The 24,535-nt window shown below is 71.0% G+C and carries 24 protein-coding genes; 15 read left to right on the top strand and 9 right to left on the bottom strand.

The genetic code is table 11. The features are described 5' to 3' along the window. Window positions 1-16 precede the first annotated feature (16 nt). Together J2Y69_RS10965 and J2Y69_RS10960 are read left to right on the top strand one after the other, a co-directional pair. Window positions 17-1,036, top strand: a complete 1,020-nt coding sequence (locus tag J2Y69_RS10965; RefSeq protein ID WP_310020553.1) for a zinc-binding dehydrogenase — start codon at window positions 17-19, stop codon at window positions 1,034-1,036. A 67-nt stretch (window positions 1,037-1,103) separates the two neighbouring features. Beyond that, entirely contained in the window at window positions 1,104-1,763 is a 660-nt protein-coding gene (locus J2Y69_RS10960) for a hypothetical protein (protein ID WP_310020551.1), read from the top strand. On the opposite strand, the gene J2Y69_RS10955 is transcribed toward J2Y69_RS10960, so the two are convergent. Continuing rightward, a complete protein-coding gene (locus J2Y69_RS10955) occupies window positions 1,760-2,677 on the bottom strand; it encodes a LysR family transcriptional regulator (RefSeq protein WP_310020549.1) in 918 nt (305 codons plus the stop codon). The two genes, J2Y69_RS10960 and J2Y69_RS10955, sit on opposite strands and share 4 nt — an antisense overlap. 148 nt (window positions 2,678-2,825) lie before the next feature. Here J2Y69_RS10955 and J2Y69_RS10950 point away from each other — a divergent pair, with 148 nt between their 5' ends. The 6 genes from J2Y69_RS10950 to J2Y69_RS10925 are packed head-to-tail and all read left to right on the top strand — an operon-like array spanning window position 2,826 to window position 8,497. Further along, window positions 2,826-3,854: an amidohydrolase family protein gene (locus tag J2Y69_RS10950; protein ID WP_310020547.1), complete on the top strand. Its 1,029-nt coding sequence runs from the start codon at window positions 2,826-2,828 to the stop codon at window positions 3,852-3,854. Window positions 3,855-3,870: 16 nt separating this feature from the next. Then, window positions 3,871-4,563, top strand: coding sequence for a 4-carboxy-4-hydroxy-2-oxoadipate aldolase/oxaloacetate decarboxylase (gene ligK, locus J2Y69_RS10945; protein ID WP_310020545.1), 693 nt, complete (start codon window positions 3,871-3,873; stop codon window positions 4,561-4,563). A 2-nt stretch (window positions 4,564-4,565) separates the two neighbouring features. Beyond that, on the top strand, window positions 4,566-5,501 hold the full coding sequence (locus tag J2Y69_RS10940) for an amidohydrolase family protein (RefSeq protein WP_310020543.1): 936 nt from the start codon (window positions 4,566-4,568) through the stop codon (window positions 5,499-5,501). A gap of 1 nt (window position 5,502) precedes the next feature. Next, complete coding sequence (locus J2Y69_RS10935; protein WP_310020541.1) at window positions 5,503-6,834, top strand: protocatechuate 4,5-dioxygenase subunit alpha/beta; 1,332 nt, start codon at window positions 5,503-5,505, stop codon at window positions 6,832-6,834. Further along, window positions 6,831-7,784, top strand: a complete 954-nt coding sequence (locus J2Y69_RS10930; RefSeq protein ID WP_310020539.1) for a Gfo/Idh/MocA family oxidoreductase — start codon at window positions 6,831-6,833, stop codon at window positions 7,782-7,784. The genes J2Y69_RS10935 and J2Y69_RS10930 overlap by 4 nt, the downstream gene beginning before the upstream one ends. Then, entirely contained in the window at window positions 7,781-8,497 is a 717-nt protein-coding gene (locus tag J2Y69_RS10925; RefSeq protein WP_310020537.1) for a substrate-binding domain-containing protein, read from the top strand. Before J2Y69_RS10930 ends, J2Y69_RS10925 begins: the two co-directional genes overlap by 4 nt. A 20-nt stretch (window positions 8,498-8,517) precedes the next feature. On the opposite strand, the gene J2Y69_RS10920 is transcribed toward J2Y69_RS10925, so the two are convergent. The 4 genes from J2Y69_RS10920 to J2Y69_RS10905 form a co-directional block, all read right to left on the bottom strand. Then, the gene (locus tag J2Y69_RS10920; RefSeq protein ID WP_310020535.1) at window positions 8,518-9,117 is read right to left on the bottom strand and encodes a transglutaminase domain-containing protein; all 600 of its coding nucleotides are present in this window, start codon (window positions 9,115-9,117) and stop codon (window positions 8,518-8,520) included. Between the two features lie 182 nt (window positions 9,118-9,299). Further along, the gene (locus J2Y69_RS10915; RefSeq protein ID WP_310020533.1) at window positions 9,300-10,253 is read right to left on the bottom strand and encodes an NUDIX hydrolase; all 954 of its coding nucleotides are present in this window, start codon (window positions 10,251-10,253) and stop codon (window positions 9,300-9,302) included. Continuing rightward, window positions 10,250-12,418: an RNA degradosome polyphosphate kinase gene (locus J2Y69_RS10910; protein WP_310020530.1), complete on the bottom strand. Its 2,169-nt coding sequence runs from the start codon at window positions 12,416-12,418 to the stop codon at window positions 10,250-10,252. The genes J2Y69_RS10915 and J2Y69_RS10910 overlap by 4 nt, the downstream gene beginning before the upstream one ends. Window positions 12,419-12,485: 67 nt before the next feature. After that, window positions 12,486-13,178 carry a winged helix-turn-helix transcriptional regulator gene (locus J2Y69_RS10905; RefSeq protein WP_310020529.1) on the bottom strand — a complete coding sequence of 231 codons (693 nt, stop codon included), beginning with the start codon at window positions 13,176-13,178 and terminating at the stop codon, window positions 12,486-12,488. 56 nt (window positions 13,179-13,234) lie between these two features. Between J2Y69_RS10905 and J2Y69_RS10900 the strand changes: the two genes are divergently transcribed. From J2Y69_RS10900 to pabB, 4 genes are all read left to right on the top strand, one after another. Then, a complete protein-coding gene (locus tag J2Y69_RS10900) occupies window positions 13,235-13,525 on the top strand; it encodes a hypothetical protein (protein ID WP_310020527.1) in 291 nt (96 codons plus the stop codon). Between the two features lie 161 nt (window positions 13,526-13,686). Beyond that, a complete protein-coding gene (locus J2Y69_RS10895; RefSeq protein WP_310020525.1) occupies window positions 13,687-14,289 on the top strand; it encodes a nitrobindin family protein in 603 nt (200 codons plus the stop codon). 5 nt (window positions 14,290-14,294) lie between these two features. Beyond that, on the top strand, window positions 14,295-15,467 hold the full coding sequence (gene ygfZ, locus J2Y69_RS10890) for a CAF17-like 4Fe-4S cluster assembly/insertion protein YgfZ (protein ID WP_396653086.1): 1,173 nt from the start codon (window positions 14,295-14,297) through the stop codon (window positions 15,465-15,467). 3 nt (window positions 15,468-15,470) lie between these two features. Then, window positions 15,471-17,705, top strand: coding sequence for an aminodeoxychorismate synthase component I (pabB, locus tag J2Y69_RS10885; RefSeq protein WP_310020523.1), 2,235 nt, complete (start codon window positions 15,471-15,473; stop codon window positions 17,703-17,705). A gap of 37 nt (window positions 17,706-17,742) precedes the next feature. Here the strand turns inward: pabB and J2Y69_RS10880 are convergent, their stop codons facing one another. Together J2Y69_RS10880 and J2Y69_RS10875 are read right to left on the bottom strand one after the other, a co-directional pair. Continuing rightward, window positions 17,743-18,564 (bottom strand): class I SAM-dependent methyltransferase, encoded by an 822-nt coding sequence (locus tag J2Y69_RS10880; protein WP_310020521.1) that lies wholly within the window; start codon window positions 18,562-18,564, stop codon window positions 17,743-17,745. Window positions 18,565-18,795: 231 nt separating this feature from the next. Then, window positions 18,796-19,788, bottom strand: coding sequence for an intradiol ring-cleavage dioxygenase (locus J2Y69_RS10875; RefSeq protein ID WP_310020519.1), 993 nt, complete (start codon window positions 19,786-19,788; stop codon window positions 18,796-18,798). A gap of 315 nt (window positions 19,789-20,103) precedes the next feature. On the opposite strand from J2Y69_RS10875, the gene J2Y69_RS10870 reads away from it, so the two are divergent. Beyond that, window positions 20,104-20,853, top strand: a complete 750-nt coding sequence (locus tag J2Y69_RS10870; RefSeq protein ID WP_310020517.1) for a phosphoglyceromutase — start codon at window positions 20,104-20,106, stop codon at window positions 20,851-20,853. 63 nt (window positions 20,854-20,916) lie between these two features. Here the strand turns inward: J2Y69_RS10870 and phoU are convergent, their stop codons facing one another. After that, complete coding sequence (phoU, locus tag J2Y69_RS10865) at window positions 20,917-21,615, bottom strand: phosphate signaling complex protein PhoU (RefSeq protein WP_310020516.1); 699 nt, start codon at window positions 21,613-21,615, stop codon at window positions 20,917-20,919. Between the two features lie 195 nt (window positions 21,616-21,810). On the opposite strand from phoU, the gene J2Y69_RS10860 reads away from it, so the two are divergent. Continuing rightward, window positions 21,811-23,082: a sensor histidine kinase gene (locus J2Y69_RS10860; protein WP_310020514.1), complete on the top strand. Its 1,272-nt coding sequence runs from the start codon at window positions 21,811-21,813 to the stop codon at window positions 23,080-23,082. Continuing rightward, a complete protein-coding gene (locus tag J2Y69_RS10855; RefSeq protein WP_310020511.1) occupies window positions 23,079-23,762 on the top strand; it encodes a response regulator transcription factor in 684 nt (227 codons plus the stop codon). Before J2Y69_RS10860 ends, J2Y69_RS10855 begins: the two co-directional genes overlap by 4 nt. Window positions 23,763-23,864: 102 nt before the next feature. Here the strand turns inward: J2Y69_RS10855 and J2Y69_RS10850 are convergent, their stop codons facing one another. Beyond that, window positions 23,865-24,419 carry a DNA modification methylase gene (locus J2Y69_RS10850; RefSeq protein ID WP_310020509.1) on the bottom strand — a complete coding sequence of 185 codons (555 nt, stop codon included), beginning with the start codon at window positions 24,417-24,419 and terminating at the stop codon, window positions 23,865-23,867. Window positions 24,420-24,535: the final 116 nt, after the last annotated feature.

Here is a 24,535-nt window from a genome sequence, read left to right as displayed (position 1 = left end):
CATCGAAGGAGAGAGCATGTCCATGTCCCAGGAAGCACCGGAGACCATCCGCGCGGTGAGGCTCGTCGTCGACCGCCCTCCCGTCCTCGCGCAGGTCCCCCGCCCCGAGGTCGGTCCCAAGGACGTGCGGCTCGCGATCACCTACGGAGGGATCTGCCTGTCGGACCTGCACTACATCGACGGCGAGCGGGCCCCGGGAATGCCGGACGAGCTGACCCTCGGCCACGAGCTGTCGGGGACGGTCAGCGAAGTGGGTACGGAGGTCACCCGCTGGACGGTCGGGGATCCTGCGATCGTCAGCCCCGTCGGCGAGCGGGACGGGATCGTCCACATCGTCGGAGTGCATCGCGACGGGGGATGGGCCGACGAGATCGTCGTCGGCCAGGACGATCTCGTGAGCGCAGAGGGCATCCCCCTCGACCAGGCGACGATCATCCCGGACGCCGTCTCGACCCCCTGGGCGGCGATCACCGACTCCGGCCGGGTGCGTCCCACCGAGGCCGTCGGCGTCTGGGGCCTCGGAGGGCTGGGCTATCACGCCGTGCAGCTCCTCCGGCTGATCGGAGCCGCACCGATCGTCGCCATCGACCCCAACCCGGTCGCACGCCAGCGCGCGCTCGACCGCGGGGCCGACGCCGCCCTCGATCCGGGTGAGGACGGGTTCGAGGAGCGCCTCAGCGCCCTCACCGACGGTCGAGGCCTCGACGTCGCGATGGACTTCTTCGGCCACGCGAGCATCCAGCAGCAGGCGTTCGACGCGCTGGGGCGTCATGGACGGCTCGTCCTGGTCGGAATCCCCAACACCCCGCTCGTGATCGACTCCTCGCCCCAGCTGGTCCGATCCGGCAGGCAGATCATCGGGCACCACGGTCTCGCGACCCGGCACATCGAGGAGGTCGTCTCGCTGATCCGGCACGGTCGTCTCGATCTGTCGCAGTCGATCTCGGCGATCCTGCCGCTGGAGGACTTCGCCGAGGCGATCGACAGGCTCCGCACCAAGACGGGGAGCCCGATCAGGATCCTGCTCAGGGCATGACGCTCCTCCTCGCCCGGGACGCCGCGCGGACGGCGGTGTCCCGGGCCTGTTCGCGATAGCCTGCGCCATGGACATCCCCGCACCGACCTCCGCGACGCGGTGGGCGCCGCTCGATCCCTCCTCCGCCGCCGAGCTGTTCGCGCGCGCTCCCGTCCGCTGGTGGCTCTCGGGCGGCACCGCCCTGGACCACTGGCTGGGGAGGGCCGTGCAGGAGCGTCCGCGAACGAGCGTGAGCACGATCCGTCACGACCTGGCGGTGCTCCTGGACGTGCTGCCCGCGGGTCTCAGCGCCTGGGCGCCCGCCGAGGCGGGAGACGGCTGCTGGCAGAAGGTGTCGGCGATGGACGAGGACGCCGACCTCCAGCGCGTGTGGATCCACGACGACGGTGCGGGCGTGTGGACCCTGCAGGTGAACGTCGAGGACGGCGCGGAGCGCGCCTGGATGTACCGGCGCGACCCGCGTCTGCAGCTGCCGTGGGATGTCGCCGTCCTCGACATTGCCGGCCTCCCCACCGGCGCCCCCGAGGTCCAGCTGATCTGGAAGGCGCTGCGTCCGACGCCCGAGGACGACGCCGACAAGGACGCCGTCCTGCCGCGGCTGTCCGAGGACGCCCGTGCCCGATGGGAGCGGGCGCTCCTGTCGATCCACCCGCACTCGTCCTGGGCGATCCACGTGCGCAGCCCCGTCTTCCCCGCGAAGGCGAGCTGGCGCGGTCGGGGCCGCTAACCCCGGTCGTCCCGCGGGAACTCGTCGGAGGCCACCGCGTCGAGGGTCAAGGAGCGGAACCAGCGCTGGACGGGCGACAGGCTCGCCTCCCGTCGGGTGTAGAGCGTGACCGGCGCACTCTGCCCGGGCCAGGGCAGCTCCGTGATCCGCAGGGCCGGGAACCAGCCGCGGAACACCTCCGCGACGTGACGGGGGAGGAACACCACAAGGTCGGTGTCGACCAGGACGGCAGGCACCGTGGCGTAGCCCTCCACGGTCAGGGCGACCTGCGGCATCAGGCCGTGCTCGATCAGCGCCTGGAGGGGGTACACGTGACCGCCGCGGGAGGAGACCCGCACGAACCGGCGCCCCGCGAACATGTCCGGTCCGGTCGGCGGCAGGGGCCGTGCGCCCGAGGAGAGCGCGACGTACTCCACGCTGCGCACCCGGGTGCGCCACAGGTGCGGGCTGCCCAGCTGCGAGACCGTGATCGCCAGGTCCACCGCTCCCCGGAGGACCTCCTCCTCGATGCGGTCCGCGTCGAGCCGCTGTACCGTCAGGCGCGGATCCGCTGCCCCGTTCGCCAGCGTCGCCATGATCGGCGGGAGGAACGTCTGCTCGCCGATCGAGGTCAGCCCGAGCGTCAGCTCACCGTGGAAGCTCTCCGGCTCGAACGCGTCGGCATCGTCCACGGTCGCGTCGATCTGGGCCAGGGCCTCCTGCAGCGGACCGAACAGCTGGGTGGCCCGCGGCGTCGGCTCCATGGCATGGCCGCGTCGTCGGAACAGGTCGTCGCCGAATCGATGGCGCAGCCGGCCGAGGGTGTAGCTGACGGTCGGCTGCGTGACGTGCAGGTGCTCCGCGGCCGCGGTGACGCTGCGGAGCTCGTACAGCACGACGAAGGTGCGCAGCTGGTTGAGGTCCGCGAGGCTCACGCATCGATCCTATCTATGGAGTGAGACCGTGGAATCTATTGGACTGAAGAAGCGGTCTGGCCTACTTTCGTGATCATCGGGACCGCACCGTCGCCGCCGACGATGAGGCTCCGCAACCGTCCACCCTCTGAGCGACGAGGACCCCGCGTTGATCATCGACATCCACGGCCACTACACGACGGCCCCGGCAGCGCTCGGGGCGTGGCGCGACCTGCAGATCGCGTTCGCCGACGGCAGGGGAGAGGCGCCCGACCCCGCCGCACTGCGCATCGGGGACGACGACATCCGCGAGAGCATCGAGGCGAATCAGCTCGCGCTGATGAACGAGCGCGGCTCCGACGTCACCGTCTTCAGCCCCCGTGCGTCGTTCATGGCCCACCACATCGGGGATCTGGGCGTCAGCCGGGCATGGGCCCGCATCTGCAACGACCTGTGCGCCCGGGTCGGCGAGCTGTTCCCCGACCGCTTCTTCCCCGGCGCGATGCTCCCGCAGTCCCCGGGCGAGGATCCGGTGACGGCCGTCGCCGAGCTGACCCGCGCCGTCGAGGAGCTCGGCGCGGTCGCGGTCAACATCAACCCCGACCCCTCGGGCGGGTTCTGGTCCGCGCCGCCGCTGACCGATCGATCCTGGTACCCGGTCTACGAGAAGCTCGTCGAGTACGAGATCCCCGCGATGGTGCACGTCAGCACCTCGTGCCGCCCGGCCTTCCACACCACGGGCGACCACTACCTGAACGCCGACACGACCGTGTTCATGCAGCTGCTGAAGGGCGACCTGTTCCGGGACTTCCCCGAGCTCAAGATCATCATCCCCCACGGCGGCGGCGCTGTCCCGTACCACTGGGGTCGCTTCCGGGGTCTTGCCCTGGCGCTGGGACGGCCCGAGATCGAGGAGCACCTGCTCGGCAACGTCTTCTTCGACACCTGCGTCTACCACCAGCCGGGCATCGACCTGCTGACGACGGTCGTGCCCTCCGCCAACATCCTGTTCGCGAGCGAGATGATCGGCGCCGTCCGCGACATCGACTCGCGCAGCGGCCACCACTTCGACGACACCAGGCGCTACGTCGACGCCACCGCGAACCTGACCGACGCGCAGCGCGCGCAGGTGTTCGAGGGCAACGCCCGTCGGGTCCACCCGCGTCTCGATCGCGCCCTGGCCGCCCGCGGCCTCTAGCAAGAAGGAGACTCCCATGCGTCTGAACGACCTCGGCACCGTCCGCACCAGGATCGAGCGTCCCGACCCGGACGACGTCGCCCGGCTCTCGTCGTTCGGGGTCGCCACGATCCATGAGGCCATGGGACGGGTGGGGCTCCTGCGTCCCTACATCCGTCCCGCCTACCCGGGAGCGCGGCTGTGCGGCCCGGCGGTGACCGTGCTGCTCCAGCCGGGCGACAACTGGATGCTCCACGTCGCCGCCGAGCAGGTCCGGGAGGGCGATGTCCTCGTCGCCGGGTGCACGACGGAGAGCGAGGACGGCTTCTTCGGCGAGCTGCTGGCCACATCCCTCGCCTCCCGCGGATGCGCGGGACTGGTCATCGACGGCGGCGTCCGTGACGTCGCCGACCTGGAGAGGATGGCGTTCCCGGTCTTCTCCCGCGCCGTCAACGCCCGGGGAACGGTCAAGGCGACCCTCGGCGCGGTGAACGTCCCGGTCGTCGTCGCGAACGCACTGGTCACCCCGGGGGATGTGGTCGTCGCCGACGTCGACGGCGTGGTCGTCGTCCCCCGTCATCTCGTCGGGGCCGTGGCGGACGCCAGCCGGCGACGCGAGGACAACGAGGAATCCAAGCGCCGGCAGTTCCGCGAGGGGGTGCTCGGGCTCGATCTGTACGGCATGCGCGAGCCCCTGGCGACCGCCGGACTGGAATACGTGGAGGACTGACGATGGCACACGGGCAGACGACGGGCGGCTTCGAGAAGTCGCCCGGCTGGCTGGACTGGTACGACGGCCCTCGCATCCCGGCGTTCCGGCTGCCGGAGGGCTCCGTCGACGCGCACTGCCACGTCTTCGGGCCCGGAGAGCAGTTCCCCTACGCGCCGGAGCGCAAGTACACGCCGTGCGACGCCTCCGCGGATCAGCTCTTCGCGCTGCGCGACCGTCTCGGCTTCGACCGCAGCGTCATCGTCCAGGCGACCTGTCACGGCGCCGACAACCGGGCGCTGGTCGACGCGCTGCGCCGCAGCGGCGGGCGCGCGCGCGGCGTCGCGACCGTCCGCGGCGACGTCACTGACGAGCAGCTCGCGCAGCTGCACGACGCCGGAGTGCGCGGAGTGCGGTTCAACTTCGTCAAGCGTCTCGTCGACCGTGCGCCCGCCGAGGCGCTCGACGACATCGTCCGGAGGATCGCCCCGTGGGGGTGGCACGTCGTCGTCTACTTCGAGGCGGCCGACCTGCCGGAGCTCTACGACTTCCTCTCAGCCATCCCCACGGTCGTGGTCGTGGACCACATGGGACGACCCGACGTGACCAAGGATTCGGACGGTCCGGAGTTCGAGCTGTTCCTGCGGCTCCTGCGGGAGAACCCGCACATCTGGTCGAAGGTCACCTGCCCGGAGCGGCTCAGCGTCGCCGGGCCGCCCGCCCTCGGCGGGGAGCAGCACGCCTATGCGGACGTCGTCCCGTTCGCGCGCCGCGTGGTCGAGGAGTTCCCCGACCGCGTGCTGTGGGGGACGGACTGGCCGCATCCGAACCTCAAGGACCACATGCCCGACGACGGCTCCCTCGTCGACTACATCCCCCAGATCGCGACGACCGCCGCGCTGCAGCGGAAGCTGCTCGTGGACAACCCCCGCCGCCTCTACTGGCAAGAAGGAGAATGACATGGCACTCGACAAGCCCTACCGGGACGTTCCGGGGACGACGATCTTCGATGCGGACCAGGCGCGGGTGGGGTACCACCTCAACCAGTTCTCGATGTCCCTGATGAAGCCGGAGAACCGCGAGCGCTATCTCGCCGACCGCGAGGCCTACCTCGACGAATGGCCGCTCACACCGGTGCAGCGTCAGGCGGTGCTCGACCTCGACCTGAACGCGTGCATCCGCGAGGGCGGCAACATCTACTTCCTGAGCAAGATCGGGGCGACGCACGGCCTGAGCTTCCAGCAGATGGCCGGCTCCATGACCGGGATGTCGGAGGCCGCGTACCGGGACATGATGGTCGGCGGAGGGCGTCGTCCGGAAGGGAACCGCCTCAAGGACCTCGACGGATGGGTGCCGCCCGTTCCCGGCGAGGACGCCGACGCCATGCGGAAGGACGCACCCGCGACCTTCACCTCGGCGCTCTTCACCTCCCACGTACCGGCGATCGGCGCCGCGATGGACCTGGGCAAGACCGAGGAGCCGTACTGGAAGAAGGTCTTCGCCGGCTACGAGTGGACACGGCGGTGGGCGAAGGAGAACACGCCGGACGTCGTCATCCTGGTCTACAACGACCATGCCACCGCGTTCGACTCGTCCATCATCCCCACCTTCGTCCTCGGGACGGGGGCGGACTATCCGGTCGCCGACGAGGGCTACGGGCCGCGGCCGGTGCCCGATGTGAAGGGGTATCCGGAGTTCGCCGCCCACCTCGCGCAGTCCGTGATCCAGGACGACTTCGATCTCACCCTCGTCAACGAGATGGTCGTCGACCACGGCCTCACGGTCCCGCTCTCGCTCGTCTTCGGCGATGTCGACGAGTGGCCGTGCAAGGTCATCCCGTTGGCCGTGAACGTGGTGCAGTACCCGGTGCCCTCGGGGCGCCGCTGCTACGAGCTGGGACGCGCTCTGCGGCGGGCGATCGACAAGTGGGACGGCGAGGAGCTCGACGTTCAGATCTGGGGCACCGGCGGCATGAGCCACCAGCTGCAGGGGCCGCGCGCCGGTCTCATCAACGAGGAATGGGACAACGCCTTCCTCGATCACCTCATCGCCGACCCGCTGGGGCTCACGGAGTGGCCGCACATGGAGTATGTCGACGAGGCCGGCTCCGAAGGGATCGAACTGGTGGACTGGCTCATCGCCCGCGGTGCGATGGACGATCAGTTCGGGGGAGAAGCCCCGACGGTCGAGCACCGCTTCTACCACGTGCCCGCATCGAACACCGCGGTCGGACATCTCGTGCTGGACAACAGGCAAGGACCGTCGGAGTCCGCATCGAAGGCGGGCTCATGAGCGACAAAGTCCGGATCGCCGTCGTCGGCGCCGCCGGGGCCTTCGGGATGAAGCACCTGGACGGCCTGGCGAACATCCCGGACGCCGAGGTGACCGTCGTGAGCGGCACGAGGGCCGAGCCGACCCGGGCGGTGGCCGAGAGGTACGGCGTGGCGAACGCCGTGGTCGGATTCGACGCCGTGCTGGAGCGCGACGATGTGGATGCGCTGATCCTCGCGACCCCCACGGGCCTGCATGCGGCACAGACCCAGGCGGCGCTCGCCGCCGGCAAGCATGTGCAGGTCGAGATCCCCCTCGCCGACTCGTTGGCGGACGCCGAGGAGACGCTCGCCGTCGCCTCCGCCTCCGATCGCGTCGTGATGGTCGGGCACACCCGACGGTTCAACCCCTCGCACCAGCTGCTGCACCGACGGATCGTCGCCGGCGACTTCGCGGTGCAGCAGATGGACGTGCAGACCTACTTCCTCCGGAGGACGAACACGAACGCCAAGGGCGAGCCGCGTTCGTGGACGGACCATCTGCTCTGGCACCATGCCGCCCACACGGTCGACCTGTTCGCGTACCAGGCGGGGGAGATCGTGCAGGCCAACGCGATGCAGGGGCCGATCGATCCGGTGCTGGGCATCGCGCTGGACATGTCGATCCAGCTCAAGAGCGTGTCCGGCGCGATCTGCACCCTGTCCCTGTCCTTCAACAACGACGGGCCGTTCGGGACGTTCTTCCGCTACATCGGCGACACCGGCACCTACATCGCGCGCTACGACGAGCTCGTCACGGGGCGGGACGAGGTCGTCGACGTGTCGGGGGTCGCGGCCAGTCTCAACGGCATCGAGCTGCAGGACCGGGAGTTCGTCTCGGCGATCCGTGAGGGGCGGGAGCCCGACTCGTCCATCCGCCAGGTGATCGACTGCTACCGGGTGCTCGGGGCGCTTCAGGACCAGCTCGGATGAGGGCCGTCTCCTCCATGGCGACCCGGCACGTGCTGGGGGAGCTCCTGGCCGCCGCCGCGGACCGCGGGCTTCCCGCGGTCCGGCTCGAATCCGTCGGGGGAGTGAGTGCTGCTCAGCGCGTGATCGAGGGCGAGCCGTTCGATCTGGTCCTCCTCGCCGAGGACGCTCTGGGAGCGCTTGCCGGCGAGGGGCACGTGCACGCCTCGTCCCTCACCCCGCTGATGGTGTCGTCGGTCGTCGCGGCGGTGCCCGCAGGTCCAGGTTCTGTCCCCGGTTCCGGTGCCGATTCCGGCCTCGTCGCGTTCGCCGATGCCGCGGCCCTTCGCGCCGCTCTGCGGGCGGCGCCCCGGATCGGCTACTCGACGGGTCCGAGCGGGACCGCGCTCGTCCGGATGCTGGAGGACTGGGGTCTCGGCGACGAGCTGCGCCACCGACTGGTCCAGGCGCGTCCCGGTGTTCCGGTCGCGCAGCTTCTGGCCCGGGGAGAGGCCGACCTCGGGTTCCAGCAGCGCAGCGAGCTCATCGGGCAGCCGGGCGTCCGGACCCTCGGGGTGCTCCCCGCGGACTGCGCGATCGACACGGTGTTCGCCGGTGCTGTGGCCGTCACCACGACGGCCTGCGCCGAGGCTCTCGATGTGCTCGCGTTCCTCCGGTCCGACGAGGCGATACGGATCATCGGGGCGCACGGCTTCGATGCTCCCCGCTGCTCATGACCGCTCGACTTCTGCCCGTGTCACGCCGCGACGCGCCGGAGCACAACGTCTGCGACGGCCCGGACGGGCGCGCAGAGGGTCTGGCCACGTCGCGCAAAGGCTTCGTCCCGATCGGCGAAGTAGCCGAAGTCGACGCTGACGAACCGTGAGAGGTCGTAGGCATCGTCCCCGGATTTGCCGTCCCAGTCGATGGCGCAACGGCCGACTGCTTCGAAGAGCGTCTCGCTGCCGTGGTTGCTGAAGCCGCCACCGCCGCGACATCCCAGCGGGCCGAACAGCTCTGCGGCCGGGCGCCAGTCGTCGATGCGGAACTCCGGCCACGCCAGCAGCATGCGGTCGGGGAGAGTGAAGCCCAGGCGTGGAAACCTCGGGTACCAGAACGACCGGTCGATCAGCAGCGCACGAACCCTCGTGGGCACCCCGATCGCGCGTGCCACGCTCTCGAGGATCGCGAGCCGCTGACTGCACGATCCGAAGCCGCGTTCAAGCGTGTGTGACGCGGGGGTCCGCTCTTCGAGGGCGTACACGGCACGCACGCCGTCACGGATGGCTGCGTGAGCGGCCGCAAGGATCGTCACCGGATCATCCGACTGCGCAGCTTTTCGGGAACCGGCGACCAAGCCGGCTATCGCCGGAGAGCCGTGGTCGAGGATCGCTGTCGCGGCCGTTGAACCCGCAGTGCCGGGGCCGCTCCCCACGTGGCGGGAACCGCGTCGATACCACGGGGTCGCCAGGCGAGTGATGGCTCTCATGCGAGTGCACCTCCAAGGTGCTTACGGTACCGATCCCGGGCCGGGCCCACCTAGACGCGCGGGTCGTGGGTCTCGATCGAGATGATGCCCGAACCGGGATTGCCCGCCGACAGATGCACCACGCTGAAGGCGGCGACGTCGAGGGCGGAGGCGCTGCTGAGATACGAGCCGTGGAGCGTCCCGGTCGCCAGGGCGACCTCGCGGAGGATGTCCGGGAGGACGGGGCCGTGGCTGCACAGCACCGCCGGCTTCCCGGAGCGGACCCTCTTGCCGACGACGCTGCGCGGATCCGAGAGCCCCTCCTCCCAGGCGTCCTGGCTGAGCAGCGGGGTCTCCACCGGCGTCCGGCCGATGGCGCGGGCGAGCGGCGCGACGGTCTGCACGCACCGCACGGCGTCGCTGGTGACGATCCGGCGCACGCCGAAGGCGCGGAGCGGGCCGACGATCGACTCGGCCTGCGCCTGTCCGCGCGGGGTCAACGGGCGGGAGGCGTCCGAGCCCTCCCAGTCCGAGCGGGCTGTGGCCTTGGCGTGCCGGAGGACGATCAGCGGGACGGTGCGCTGGACGCCGTCGGCGAGCAGCTGCTCGAAGGCGTCGAGGATCTCCACGTCCACCGGATAGCTGAGGCGCTCGCGGGCCTTCCGGAGAGTCATCCACTCGATCGCGGCGATCTCACGGTTCGGCACGAAGGCCGAGTCGCGGATCGCCGCAGGCCGCGCCTCCGCGGCCCAGTAGTGCACGATCTTCTGCTTGCCGTTGGCCATCCGGTACCGCGAGACGCCGACGGGTACGCCGAGCCGCACGCGGATCCCGGTCTCCTCGAAGATCTCGCGCACCGCGGTCTCGGCCAGCGTCTCGCCCGGGTCGACCTTGCCCTTGGGCAGTGTGACGTCCCGGTACTTCGTGCGATGGATGAGGAGGACGCGGACCTTTCCGTCCACGAGACGCCAGACGAGCCCGCCGGCGGCGTAGACGGCGTGGTTCTCGCCGCGCGCTGAACTCATCGCGCCGTTCGCGGGCGTCGCCGCCGCTGGATCTGGATCATGGTCTTATCTTGCAGGTCAACGAGCGCGGTGCCCGCGTCATCCACGGAGTGGCGCGTCCAAACACCGCCCTCCCCGAGGTGCCACGACGAGGTCGTCGGGGCCATGGCGAGGTCGAAGAAGGCCAGCAGCTCCTGGACGTGCTCCGGCGCGGACACCCGCACGAGCGCCTCCACGCGGCGGTCCAGGTTGCGGTGCATCATGTCGGCGCTGCCGATGAACACCTGCGGGTCGCCGTCGTTGTGGAAGGCGAAGATCCGGGAGTGCTCCAGATAGCGGCCGAGGATGCTCCGGACCGTGATGTTGTCGCTGATGCCCGGCAGGTCCGCGCGCAGGCTGCAGATGCCGCGGACGAACACCTCCACCTTCACGCCCGCGACGCTCGCGCGGTACAGCGCGTCGATGATCTCCTCGTCGACCATCGAGTTGACCTTGATCCTGATGTGCCCCTGTTTGCCCGCCAGCGCGTTCTGGCGCTCCTTCTCGATGTGGCGGAGGAGGCCCTTCCGCAGGTGCAGGGGGGCGACGAGCAGACGCTTGAACTTCTTCTCGATCGCGTAGCCGGACAGCTCGTTGAACAGGCGGGTCAGGTCCTTGCCGACCTGCGGGTCGGAGGTGAACAGGCCGAGGTCCTCGTACAGGCGGCTGGTCTTGGGGTTGTAGTTGCCGGTCCCCACGTGCGAGTAGTGCCGGAGGGTCCCCTCCTCCTGGCGGATGACCAGGGCGAGCTTGCAGTGCGTCTTCAGGCCGACGAGGCCGTAGACCACGTGCACGCCGGCCTTCTCGAGCTTCCGGGCCCACACGATGTTGTTGGCCTCGTCGAAGCGGGCCTTCACCTCGACCAGGGCGAGCACCTGCTTGCCCGCCTCGGCCGCATCGATCAACGCCTGCACGATCGGGCTGTCGCCCGAGGTGCGGTAGAGGGTCTGCTTGATGGCGAGCACCTGCGGGTCGCGGGCGGCCTGCTCCAGGAAGGCCTGCACGCTGGTCGCGAAGGACTCATAAGGGTGGTGCACCAGGACGTCGGCCTTGCGGATGGCCTTGAAGAAGTCGGCGCGCTCGTTGTTGTCGCCGGGCTGGAAGGCCACCGCGGTGGTGGGGAGGTGCGGCTTGTAGTGCAGGTCGGGGCGATCGATCCTGGACAGGTCGAAGAGCCCGCGCAGGTCCAGCGGGCCGGGGAGGCGGTAGACCTCCTGGTCGGTGATGTCGAGCTCCTTGATCAGGAGGTCGAGCGTCACGTCGTCCATGTCGTCGGTGATCTCCAGCCGGATCGGCGGACCGAACCGGCGGCGGAGCAGCTCCGCCTCCAGCGCCTGGATCAGGTTCTCCGACTCGTCCTCCTCGATCGCCACGTCCTCGTTACGGGTGAGGCGGAAGGCGTGGTGGTCCAGGACCTCCATGCCGGGGAACAGGTCGCCGAGGTGGTTGGCGATGAGCTCCTCGAGGCGGATGTAGCGAATCGCCCCGGTGCTGCGGGGCACGGCGATGAACCGCGGCAGCATGGGCGGGACCTTCAGCCGGGCGAAGTCCTGGCGGCCGGTGCGCGCGTTGCGGATGCGGATCGCGAGGTTCAGCGAGAGGCCCGAGATGTAGGGGAACGGGTGGGCGGGGTCGACCGCGAGCGGCATCAGCACTGGGAACACGTTCAGCTGGAAGTACTCGGTCAGCCCTTCGCGCTCGTCCTCGCCGAGGTCGGACCAGTCGGCGAGCTCGATGCCGGCCGTCGCGAGGGCGGGGCGCACGGCCTCGGTCCACGCCGCCGCATGCCGCAGCTGGAGGAGGTGCGCCTCGGCGGAGATGTCGGCGAGGACGTCGGCCGAGGACCGGCCCACGTTGGTCGGCACGGCGAGCCCGGTGATGATGCGGCGCTTGAGGCCCGCCACGCGGACCATGAAGAACTCGTCGAGGTTGCTGGCGAAGATCGCCAGGAAGTTCGCCCGCTCCAGCACCGGCTGCGTCTCGTCCTCCGCGAGCTCGAGCACGCGCTGGTTGAACGCGAGCCAGCTCAGCTCCCTGTCGAGGTAGCGGTTGTCGGGGAGGAGCGAGTCCTCGGCGCCGAGGACCGTGTCGAAGTCGTCATCCTCGGCGTCGCCGAGACCGGAGTCGGACAGTGCTGGATCGATCATGGGGTACATCTAAGCATCGCCGGGTGACGCCGGAGTGAACGGGAGTCGCACCATGTCCCGGCGCGGGTCATCGGACCCCGCGCCCGGCCGTCCGCTGCTCGTCCTCGTCCGCGTTGAACCGGTAGCCGACGTTGCGCACGGTGCCGATGATCTGCTCCTGGTCGCCGAGCTTCGCGCGGAGGCGCCGGACGTGCACGTCGACGGTGCGGGTGCCGCCGAAGTAGTCGTAGCCCCAGACCTCGCTCAGCAGCTGCTCGCGGGTGAACACCCGCGAGGGGTGCGTGGCGAGGAAGTGCAGCAGCTGGAACTCCTTGTACGTCAGGTCGAGCGGACGCCCGTGGAGCTTCGCGGAGTAGGACTGCTCGTCGATCGTGAGCCCGGAGGTCTGGATGCGCACCGGCTCGTCGGACTCGGACTCCCGGGCGACGGCGAGCCGGATCCGGGCCTCGATCTCGGCGGGCCCCGCCGTGGTGAGCAGGACGTCGTCGATCCGCCAGTCACCGCTGACGGCGCTGAGCCCGCCCTCGGTGACCACGAGCAGCAGCGGCCCGCGCAGCCCGGTGGTGCGGATGAGGGAGCAGAGCGACTTCGCGCCGATGAGGTCGACGCGTCCGTCCACGATCACCGCGTCCGCGTCGGGGGCGGTGACGAGCTCGGCGGGCTCGGCGGGGATCGTCCGGATCCGATGGCCGAGCAGCTCGAGGGCGGGCAGGACCGGCTCCGTGGTGGGGGAGGAGGTCAGTACCAGCAGAAGGGCCAATCGAGATCCTTTCGTGCGCACCATGATAGCGAGCGCAATGGGTCACAATGGGATGCATGACCGATCCGGCCCTCGCTCCGCGCCCTCCGCTGTGGGGATTGATCGCGACGTGGGCGACGGGCCTGGTGGTCGCCGTCGCGATCGGGATCATCGCGCCGCCCGCTTCGATGATGACCTGGTTCATCATCGGCTTCGGCCTCTGCGTGCTCGTCTCCTTCGCGGTGCAGCTGGCCCGCGCCGAGGCCAGGGGGTTCATCCTCCGCGTCGCCACGGGCGCGCTGGGCGCGCTGCTGGCGATGGGCGTCGTGTCGGTCGGCTTCGGGGTCGGGGCGCTCTTCGCCGTGTGAGGCGATAGAGTGGACGGCATGGACCTCGTCGCGCTCGAACTCTTCTTCGTCGGCCTTCTCGGCCTCGCGGGACTGGCGATCGCCTTCTGCGCGGGCGTCGTGCTCGTGAACCTCTTCCGCGGCCAGCGCTGAGCGGCGTCCGCCCGACCGAGAGGCGTCGCATGCTGGACCTCCCCACCGACCTGCCCGCGGACATCGCGCCGCTCTCCTGGCTCCTGGGAGTCTGGGAGGGCACCGGCGTCATCGACTACGAGGCCGATGGCCACCATTACCAGGGCGAGTTCACGCATCGCGTGAGCTTCAGCCATGACGGCGGGCCGTTCCTGAACTACTCGGCCACCGCCGTGCACCTCCCGGAGGGCGGGGCCCCGGTCCCGCTCGTGGCCGAGACCGGCTTCTGGCGTCTGTCGCGGCCGGCGGGTGCCGAGGACGCAGGTCCCGCGCTCCTGCCGCCGGCGACGCCTGCTGCGGCCCCGCGCACGGCGGACGACGTGGAGGAGCTCCGCGTCCCGGGAGCCGGCTTCCCGATCGAGGTGGCGCTCGCGCACTCGGACGGGATCATGGAGCTGTACCTCGGCCAGGTGAACGGGCCGCGCATCGACATCGCCACCGATGCCGTGGTGCGTGCCGCCGGCACCAAGGTCTACGGTGCGGCGTCGCGCATGTACGGCCTGGTCGACGGCCATCTGCTGTGGGCGTGGGACATCGCCGCCCTCGGCACCGAGCTCCGCTCGCACGCCTCCGCGCGCCTGGCACGGGTCTGACGACGATGGACGCCTTCCGCTCCCTCCCCGGCGCCGTGCTGGACAGTGCCGTGCTGGACAGTGCGGTGATGGACAGTGCGGTGATGGACAGTTTCGTGATCGCGCATCTCGGCGACCCGTTCCGCGAGCAGCGTGCGCTGGAGGGCGGACGGGGCCTCTCGCCGCTCGGCGATCGCGTCGTGATCGAGCTCGCGGGCTCCGACCGGCTCACCTGGCTGGACTCGATCACCTCCCAGTCCGTCGCCCGGCTCCGGGCGGGCGAGAGCACCGAACTGCTCGTGCTCGATCCGCAGGGTCGGGTGGAGCACGTCGCCGCCGTCTTCGACGACGGCTCATCGACCTGGCTGATCGCGGACGCGGCCGATGCGGCGGGCCTCGCGGCCTGGCTGCGGCGGATGGTCTTCCGCGCCGACGTCTCCGTCGCGGTGCGGGACGACCTCGCTGCGGTCGGGTTCTTCGCCGGGGGGAAGGCGGAGGAGCTCGCGCTCGCCGCCGCCCTCGCGCCGCAGGGCATCGCGGTCGCCTGGACCGACCCGTGGCCGGAGGTGCAGCCGGGCGGGCATCAGTACCACCTCGGCGACGAGCACCCCGGGGCTGCGTTCCGCTGGCGGAGCGTCGTCGTCGACGCGGCGGGTGCCGCCGCCCTGGCGGACGCCGTCGCCGCGACGGCCGAGGCGGAGTGGGCGGGCGCGCTCGCGGCGGAGGCGCTGCGGATCGCCGCGTGGCGTCCGCGGTGGGCCGCCGAGGTCGATGACCGCTCCATCCCCCATGAGACCGACTGGATCCGCAGCGCCGTGCACCTGGACAAGGGCTGCTACCGCGGGCAGGAGACCGTCGCGAAGGTCCACTTCCTCGGCCATCCGCCCCGGCGGCTCGCCGCGCTCCACCTGGACGGCACGGAGAACGTGCTGCCGGAGCCCGGCTCGCCCGTGATCGCCGACGACGCCGAGGTCGGGCACGTCACCTCCGCGGCACGCCACCACGAGCTCGGCCCGATCGCCCTGGCGATCCTCTCGCGCCGTGCCCCCGTCGGCGACGTCGTCGTCCGCACCCCGGAGGCCGACATCGCGGCTGCGCAGGAGGTCATCGTGCCGGCCGACGCCGGATCGACGGCCGACGTCCCGCGGCTCACCCGCCTGTCCCGCCGGCCCTCCGCACCGGATCCGCGCAACGGCTGACGGATGTCGCCTGATCCGCGACGCCCGATCCGCACGCTGCTGATCGACAACGACGACTCCTTCACCTACAACCTCTTCCACCAGCTCGCGCAGGTGACGGGGACCCCGCCGACCGTCGTGCGCAACGACGCGGTCGAGGTGCTCGCGCGCCTCGACGACTACGACGGCATCGTCATCTCGCCGGGGCCGGGGGATCCCCGGGTCCCCGCGGACTTCGGGATCTGCGCCGAGGTGATCCGCAGCTCCGCCGTGCCTCTTCTCGGCGTGTGCCTCGGGCATCAGGGACTGGCCGCCGCCTACGGCGCCGAGGTCGTTCGGGCCCCCGAGCCGAGGCACGGGCGGACCTCGGCGATCCTGCACGACGGGGAGGGGCTGTTCCGGGGGATCCCCTCACCGGTCGAGATGGTGCGCTACCACTCGCTCATGGTCGATGACGTGCCCGATGCGCTCGCGGTGACGGCGGTCGCGGCCGATGACGGTGTTGTCATGGCCCTGCGGCATCGGGAGCGTCCGCAGTGGGGCGTGCAGTTCCATCCGGAGTCGATCGCCTCCCCGCACGGAACCCGGATCCTGGAGAACTTCGTCGCGCTCATCGAGGAACGGCGCGACACGGGAGCGCGAGGCGCGCCGATCGTCGAGCGCGCGCCGGCGGACGTCTCTGTGCGCGCTTCGGCTCGTGCGGACGCTCCGGCTGGTGTGGACTCCCCGGCTCGTGTGGACCGGTCGGGCGGTTCGGGCCGGGTGCTGCGGAGGGAGCTGCCGCTCCGCACGGATGCCGCCACGCTCTTCGACGCGCTGTGGAGCGGGCACGACCATGCGGTCTGGCTGGACGGCAACCGCCCGGGGGATGCCCGCTCCCGATTCTCGATCATGGGCGGCGCGAACGACGCCGAGGCGAGGATCGCGACCGCGGACGTCGTCGCGCACACGGTGACGCTGCACGAGTGGGGGAGTGAGCGGACGCTCCGGACCGGCTTCTTCGACTGGCTGGAGGACGAGCTCGACGCCCACCGCATCGCCCCGATCGACGGCCCGGTCGACAGTCCCCTCCCTGGTGCGCTCGGGTGGGTGGGCTGGCTGGGGTACGAGCTGCGCGCGGAGTGCGGATCGTCCGGGGCCCGTCGGTCGGAGACGCCCGATGCGGCGCTGCTCTTCCTGGATCGTGCGCTGGTCGTCGATCACGAGGAGGCGCGCATCCACCTCCTGGCCCTCGTCCCGGAGGAGGCGGGCGCGCCGGCCTCCGGGGACCGCGACGCCGAGGACTGGCTGGAGCGGACGGTGAAGGCGATCACCGCGATCGACACGTCTGCACTCGATTCAGCCGCACTCGACTCACTCATGACCGATTCGCCCATGACCGGGGTGGGGGCAGCTCTGAGACCGGCGGCCTCGGCGCCGTCCCTGCGTGCGCGGCACTCGAGGCCCGAGTACCTCGCCCTGATCCGCGAGTGCCAGGAGCGGATCGCGGCGGGCGAGACCTACGAGGTCTGCCTCACGAACACGATCGACGTCGGCATCGATGACGCGTTCGATCCGCTGGCGGCCTACCTGCTCCTCCGCGCGCAGAACCCCGCACCGTTCGGCGCCTTCCTGCGCCTGGGCGGAGTGAGCGTGCTCAGCACGTCGCCGGAGCGGTTCCTGCGCATCTCGGCCGAGGGGGACGTCGAGTCCAGCCCGATCAAGGGAACGCGGCCCCGCGGACGGGACGGGACGGAGGACGCGGCGATCCGTGCCGAGCTCGCCGCGGCCGAGAAGGACCGCTCCGAGAACCTGATGATCGTCGACCTCGTCCGGCACGATCTCGGACGGACGGCGGAGATCGGCTCGGTGCACGTCGACGGGCTCTTCCGCGTGGAGAGCTACGCCACCGTGCACCAGCTGGTCAGCACGGTGCGCTCACGTCTGCGCGCCGATGCCACCCCCGTCGCCTGCGTCCGCGCCGCGTTCCCGCCCGGGTCGATGACGGGGGCGCCGAAGCTGCGCACGATGACCATCATCGACGAGCTGGAGGGTGCGCCACGGGGCGTGTACAGCGGGGCGATCGGCCGCTTCGCCCTGGACGGCTCCGTCGACCTCAGCGTGGTCATCCGGACCCTCGTCGTGTCGCCCCGCGGGGCGGCGTACGGCGTCGGCGGCGCGATCGTCGCGCTCTCCGATCCGGAGGACGAGTACCGCGAGACCGTCGTGAAGGCGGCGCCCCTCCTCCGCCTCCTCGGCGCGGAGTTCCCCACGGGCTGAACCGGCCGACACGGGCGCGACGGCTCAGCGCGACGGCTCAGCGCGGCGCAACGGCGTCCCAGGGGACGGTGAGCTCGCCCAGCCGCCAGCGCGTCCGACCGCCCTGCACGGGCCAGCCCTGGCCGCGGAGGGCCGTCACGGCGCCGAGGAAGCGCTGGGTCGCGCCGAAAGCCGACAGGGTGGCCGCCCGTTCCCATTCACGATCCAGGTCCGTCAGCAGCGCGTGGATCCGCTCACCGGGCACGTTGCGGTGGATGAGGGCCTTCGGCAGCCGCTCGGCCACGATCGAGGGGCGCTCGACGTCGGCGAGCCGGAGCGAGAGCGTGAAGCGCTGCGGCGTCCCGGTGGGATCCACATCCACCCAGCTGGCGATCCTCCCGATCTCATCGCACGTGCCCTCGATCACGAGCCCGCCGGGGGCGAGGCGGGCGGACATCGTCCGCCAGGCCGCCGGGACGTCGTCCTCGTCGTACTGCCGGAGGACGTTCATGGCGCGGATCACCGCGGGCCGCCGGGCATCGGGGAGGGGGACCTCGAACCCGCCGCGGGCGAAGGCCACGGGCAGATCGGCGGGGAACGGACGGACCCCGGCGCGCACCTCCTCCAGCTGGCGTCGGGCGGTGGCCACGCGTTCGGGGTCGAGCTCTAGGCCGAGCACCTCGGCGTCGGCGCGGACCCGGACCAGGCGCGCCGCCAGCTCGAAGGCCGTCACCCCGCTCGCGCCGAACCCGAGATCGACGACGAGGGGATCCTCCGCCCGCCGGAAGGCGGTGCTCGCCGCGATCCAGCGGTCGTTGCGACGGAGGCGGTTCGTCCCGGTGGTACCCCGCGTGGGGTGGCCGAGGGGAGCGGGCGCCATCCCTCCATCCTGCCGCACGGCCGCGGATCCCGGACTCCGGGCTCCGGTCGGGGGTCGCGGTCGCCGGCGCCGGTCGTGGTCGCCGGGCACAGTTGCAGGACGCGAGCACGGATGCAGGTCGGAATCTGATGACTTCGTCCTGCATCCGTGCTTACTCCCTGCAACTGTCCCTGGTCGAGTTGGACAGGTCAGGAGGATCGGGTGGGGAGGGTCGGGACGGCCCCGTGCGGATCAGCGGGACGGCGGAGCGCCGGGCGCTCCGCCCTGGCCGCCGGGGGCACCCGGCGCGCCGCCGGCGGCGGGAGCGGTCCTGGTGTCGACGCGGACGGTGAGCGCGGCGCGGTAGCCGCTGGACGTGTCACCGCTCACGGTTGCGAGCTGCAGCGCGCCGCCGTCGTCGCCGAAGACGTTGTCCGAGGCGAGCGACGTGCCGCCCAGGTTCTGCGCGGAGCCGTCGTATCCGCTGGTCGCGTAGACCGCGGAGCAGGCGGTCTCCGGGAGGGCGAGCTGCGAGGTCGAGATCGCGTTCGCCGGATCCGCGATGGCGGAGGCGTCCGGATACACCTCGAAATGGATGTGCGGCCAGCGGCCCGAGTAGCAGCCGGGGAAGATCGAGGTGAATCTCACCGTCCCCGCCGCGTCCGCCACCTGCACGCCGCGGAGGTAGGTGACGTCCTCCAGCCCGCTGGAGTACATCGAGTACTCGCCCTTCGCGGTGCAGTGCCACGCATAGACGGCGACCCCGGCGAACGGGACGTCGCCGTTGGCCGTGTCGAGGACCGTGAGCTCGAACGTGAGCGGCACGCCCTGGGCCGTCGCCGAGCCGTCGAGGCTGGAGCGGATGTCGCTGCGGACGATCCCCGACTGCTCCAGCACATCCGGCCCGTTCGAGCCGTCTCCGGGGTAGGGGCCGGCCGTCTCGTCAGGGATCTCGCCGGCCGGAAGGGCTGCGGAGGTCGAGGACGGCGACGCGGTCGGGGAGGGTGTTGCGGACGGAGAGGCGCTCGCCGATGGGGCGGACGACGCCCCCGCCGGTGTGCAGGCCGCGAGCACCGCGGCGCCCGCACCGAGACCGACCAGCCCCAGCACGCGACGTCGGGTGAGGATCGTGCGGATGTCGAACGGGGCCCCCTGATCGACGACCTCCTCCTCCGGGCGGTCGAGGAGTCGTCCCTCGTAGGCCGGGCCCTCGGGCGTCTGGATGGGTTCGGGTATCCGGGTCATGGCGTCTCCTGTCTTCGACTTCTGTCTCGGGTCGTGGGACCACGATGCCCCGCCGACCCTCCCGATCGCTATGCGTTGCCTATGCGTCTGCTATGTCGCCTGACGCGGGGGCGGCGTGGGAAGGCGCGATGTCGTTCCGGTGCACACGCACGACCCGGGCACGGTTGCACGACCGGATGCCCGATCTCATCGTGCATCCGTGATCCGGTCGTGCAACCGGGCCGCGATCCGGTCGGCACAGGACAACCGGGCGGCCGTGTAACAGGGGTACCGGATCGCGGGGGAACGAGGGGCCCGAGGTCCTAGGCTGAGGGCATGGCAGAACCACGCACCCTGATCCTCCTCCGCCACGGCCAGAGCGAGTGGAACCAGCTCAACCTCTTCACCGGATGGGTCGACGTCCGGCTCACCGACCAGGGCAAGGGCGAGGCCCGCCGCGGCGGCGAGCTCCTCGCCGAGTCCGGCATCCTCCCCGACGTGCTCCACACCTCCCTCCTCAGCAGGGCGATCCAGACCGCCGACATCGCCCTCGACGCGGCCGACCGCCTGTGGATCCCCGTGACGCGCTCCTGGCGCCTCAACGAGCGTCACTACGGTGCGCTCCAGGGCAAGGACAAGGCCCAGACGCTGGAGGAGTTCGGCCCCGAGCAGTTCCAGCTGTGGCGGCGCTCCTTCGACGTCCCGCCGCCGCCCCTCGACGACGACAGCGAGTTCAGCCAGGTCGGCGACGCCCGCTACACCGGCATCGACGGCGAGGTGCCGCGCACCGAGTCGCTCAAGCTCGTGATCGATCGCCTGCTGCCCTACTGGGAGAGCGCGATCGTCCCGGACCTCGAGGCGGGCAAGACCGTTCTGGTCACCGCGCACGGGAACTCCCTCCGCGGCCTCGTGAAGCACCTGGAGGGCATCGGCGACGACGACATCGCCGAGCTGAACATCCCCACGGGCATCCCGCTCGTCTACGAGCTGGACGAGGACAACCGCCCGCTCGGCCCCGGACGCTACCTCGACCCGGAGGCCGCTGCCGCGGGAGCCGCCGCGGTCGCCGCGCAGGGCAAGAAGTAGCACGCGCGAAAGAGGAGGGGCGGATGCATCGCGCATCCGCCCCTCCTCTTTCGCGTCGGGCGCTCAGGCCTCGTCGAGCTGCGCCTGCGCGTCGATCGCGATGTCGATGGTGTCGGTGTCGGCCTGCCAGTCGCCGGTGGCGAGATAGACGACCTTCTTGGCGACCGAGACGGCGTGGTCCGCGAAGCGCTCGTGGTACCGGCTCGCGAGGGTCGCGTCGACCGTCGCCGTCGCCTCGCCCTTCCACGTGTCGCTGAGCACCTTCTCGAACACGCTCGCGTGCAGCTCGTCGATGTCGTCGTCCGTGTTGCGGATCGTGTCGGCCAGACGAAGGTCCTGCGTGCGGAGCAGCTCGGTGAGAGTCCGGGAGATCTCCACGTCCAGCTCGCCCATCTTGGTGAAGGTGCCCTTGAGGCCCTTCGGGACGGCGCGCTCCGGGAACCGGTAGCGCGCGAGCTGGGCGATGTGCTCGGCCATGTCGCCCATGCGCTCGATCGATGCACTCACGCGGAGCGCGGTCACGACGATGCGGAGGTCGCGGGCGACCGGCTGCTGGCGGGCGAGGATCTCGATCGCGAGCTCGTCGAGGGCGATCGCGCGCTCGTCGATGTGGGCGTCGTCGGCGATGACCTCCTCGGCCAGGCTCACGTCGCTGGTCGCGAACGAACGGGTCGCCTTGTCGATGGCGATGGTCACGAGCTCGGCGATCTCGACGAGCCGCGACTGCACATCCTCGAGGGACTGATGGAAGACTTCGCGCATGGGGGCGAACCTTTCTCGTTCGGAGGGCTCGGCGGCCGAGCGGGGTGCGTCGGGAAAGCCCCCGGCACACATGCGGCGATTCTCTTCGCCGAAGGTTAACGGACGGTGCCGCGCACGTGAATAGTAGTTCGGAGGCCCCGGAGGGAGTCGCAAACCCGCCGGACGGCGGCGTGAACGACCTCTACGCTGGAGGTCATGAACAGCACCCTGCTCGCGCTGCTCGCGCTGGCGTTGGGAGTGGCCATCGGCGCGGGCGTCGCGGCGATGATCGTCGCTGCGCTCCGCGCCCGGCGGGCAGCTCAGGTGCAGACTTCGAGCGCGCTCCCCGAGGGGCTGACGGCGGTCCTGGCCGGGATGGACGACGCCGCGTGCGCCGTCGACTCGTCGGGGCTCGTCACCGCGGCGTCGATGCCCGCCGCCCGGTTCGGGATCACGGTCGGATCGACCCTGGAGAACCCGGAGCTGCGCCAGCTCGTCCGCTCCGTCCGCGACGGCGGGTCGGAGACCGTGGCGCTCCGGCTGACGCGCGGCGGGCTGAACCTGGATCCCCGTCTGGTCTCGGCGCGCGCGAGCATGATCGGCCCCCGGCTGGGATTGCTGATCATCCGCGACGTCACGGAGCAGGAGCGTCTGGATCAGATGCGCAACGACTTCGTGGCCAACACCAGTCACGAGCTGAAGACGCCGGTGGGGGCGGTGAGCCTTCTCGCCGAGGCGATCGAGTCCGCAGCGGACGACCCCGATCAGGTGCGCGCCTTCGCGAGCCGGATCCTGGCGGAGGCCGCCCGCCTCGGGCAGCTGACCGGCCGGATCATGAGCCTCTCCCGCCTCCAGGCCTCCGACGGCCTCGGGGAGATGGGCGCGGTCGCGATCGACGAGGTCGTGACAGCCTCGGTCGAGGCGCACGCCGTGCAGGCGGACTCGGCGGGCGTGGAGCTCTTCCGCGGTGGTGACCGCGGCGCCTGGGTGCGCGGCGATGCGCAGATCCTCATCGAGGCGGTCGGCAACCTCGTCGCCAACGCGATCGTCTACTCCTCGCGGGGCTCGCGCGTCGGCGTCGGGGTCAAGGTCGATGGCGAGGTCGTGGAGATCTCCGTGACCGACCAGGGGATCGGGATCGAGGAGGCGGATCGGGAGCGGATCTTCGAGCGCTTCTACCGCGCCGACGAGGCGCGCTCCCGGCGCACGGGCGGGACCGGTCTCGGCCTCTCGATCGTCAAGCACGCGACCCAGCGCCACGGCGGCGAGGTGCGGCTGTGGTCGCGACCCGGCCGGGGCTCCACGTTCACGATGAGGCTTCCGCAGATCCCGGCGCCCGACGCCGAGACCGCCGATGCGAAGAGGAAAAAGAAGAAGGACAAGAAGAAGCGCGCCGTGCGCAAGGCCTCGCGCCTCGGCACCGCGCGCTCCACGACCGCGGTCCCGGAACCCGTGCCGGGCCGCACCGATCCGGAAGAGCACGTATGACCCGCATTCTTCTCGTCGAGGACGAGCCCGACCTCGCCGACCCGCTCGCCTACCTGCTGCGCCGTGAGGGGTACGAGGTGGAGATCGCCGAGGACGGCCCGTCGGCGCTCGCCGCGTTCCGTGAGGGTGGCGCCGACGTGGTGCTGCTGGACCTGATGCTGCCCGGCATGCCGGGCACCGAGGTGTGCCGGCAGATCCGCGCGACCTCGACCGTCCCGATCATCATGCTCACCGCGAAGGACTCGGAGGTGGACATCGTGGTGGGCCTGGAGCTCGGCGCCGACGACTACGTCACCAAGCCGTACTCCTCGCGCGAGCTGCTCGCCCGGATGCGGGCGGTGCTGCGCCGTGTGCAGCAGTCCGAGAGCGAGCTCGACGAGCGGGTGCTCGACGGCGGGCGGGTGACCCTCGACATCGACCGGCACACGGTCGCCGTGGACGGAGCGGTGATCAACATGCCGCTGAAGGAGTTCGAGCTCCTCGAGGTCCTCATGCGCAACGCCGGGCGCGTGCTCACGCGTGGCCAGCTGATCGACCGGGTGTGGGGGAGCGACTACTTCGGGGACACCAAGACGCTCGATGTGCACATCAAGCGGATCCGGTCCCGGATCGAGGTCAGCCCCGGCGAGCCGGTGATGCTCGTGACCGTGCGCGGGCTCGGCTACCGGTTCGAGGCCTGAGTGCGGACGACGACACCCTGATACACCGGAAGCCCGCACCGTGGAGGTGCGGGCTTCCGGCGTATCAGGCCCTGGTCAGGGGGCCGAGATCATGGGCCGAGATCAGGGAGCCGGGGTCTCGGTGGGCGCCGGGGTGGGAGCCGTCGTGGACGACGGCGTCGCGGTGGGCGTCGGCGTCGGGGGAGCGCTCTTGCTCGGAACGAGGCCGGCGTAGTAGGGGAGGGTGCCGTCGAGCACGGGCACCTGCGCCAGCACGCCCTTCTCGTCGTCGGACTGGAAGTACACACCGACCGTGGCGCCGGGTGTGAAGTCGGTGCCGTCGAGGCGTAGCGGCTTGTGCTCGTCGCCGCCGAGGCTCATCGTCTTCCCCGCGCCGAGGTCGAGGGTCTGCGAGGGCACGCCCTCGGCCTGGACCGTCAGGGTCACGCCCTTGTCGCTCTCGTTGACGAGGCCGGCGACGAGGTTGCCCGCCGTGCCCTCCTCATTGGCGACGATGAAGGCGTTGCGCACGACGACGGGGCCGGAGCCGGAGACGTTCACGCCGTCCGAGGCCGAGTATTGGATCGTCGTCGCCTGGGGCGCGATCATCGCGCAGCCGGAGGTGCCGACGATGACGGCGGCGGTGATGGCGAGAGACGCAGCAAGGCGCGATTTCACGGGTCCTCCTGGGATGCGACGTGATGGTCCGGCACCAGTCTAGGGCTTCCGCGCGCGCTGCCAGGGACGCCGGCGACGGGCGGCGCCGCGAGGGGTGCCGGGGAAGTGCTCGGCAA

It is taken from the genome of Microbacterium resistens, from assembly GCF_031456305.1.
Taxonomy (GTDB): domain Bacteria; phylum Actinomycetota; class Actinomycetes; order Actinomycetales; family Microbacteriaceae; genus Microbacterium; species Microbacterium resistens_A.
The sequence above is the reverse complement of the archived record's forward strand: the minus strand, read 5'-3'. Positions and strand labels throughout refer to the sequence as shown.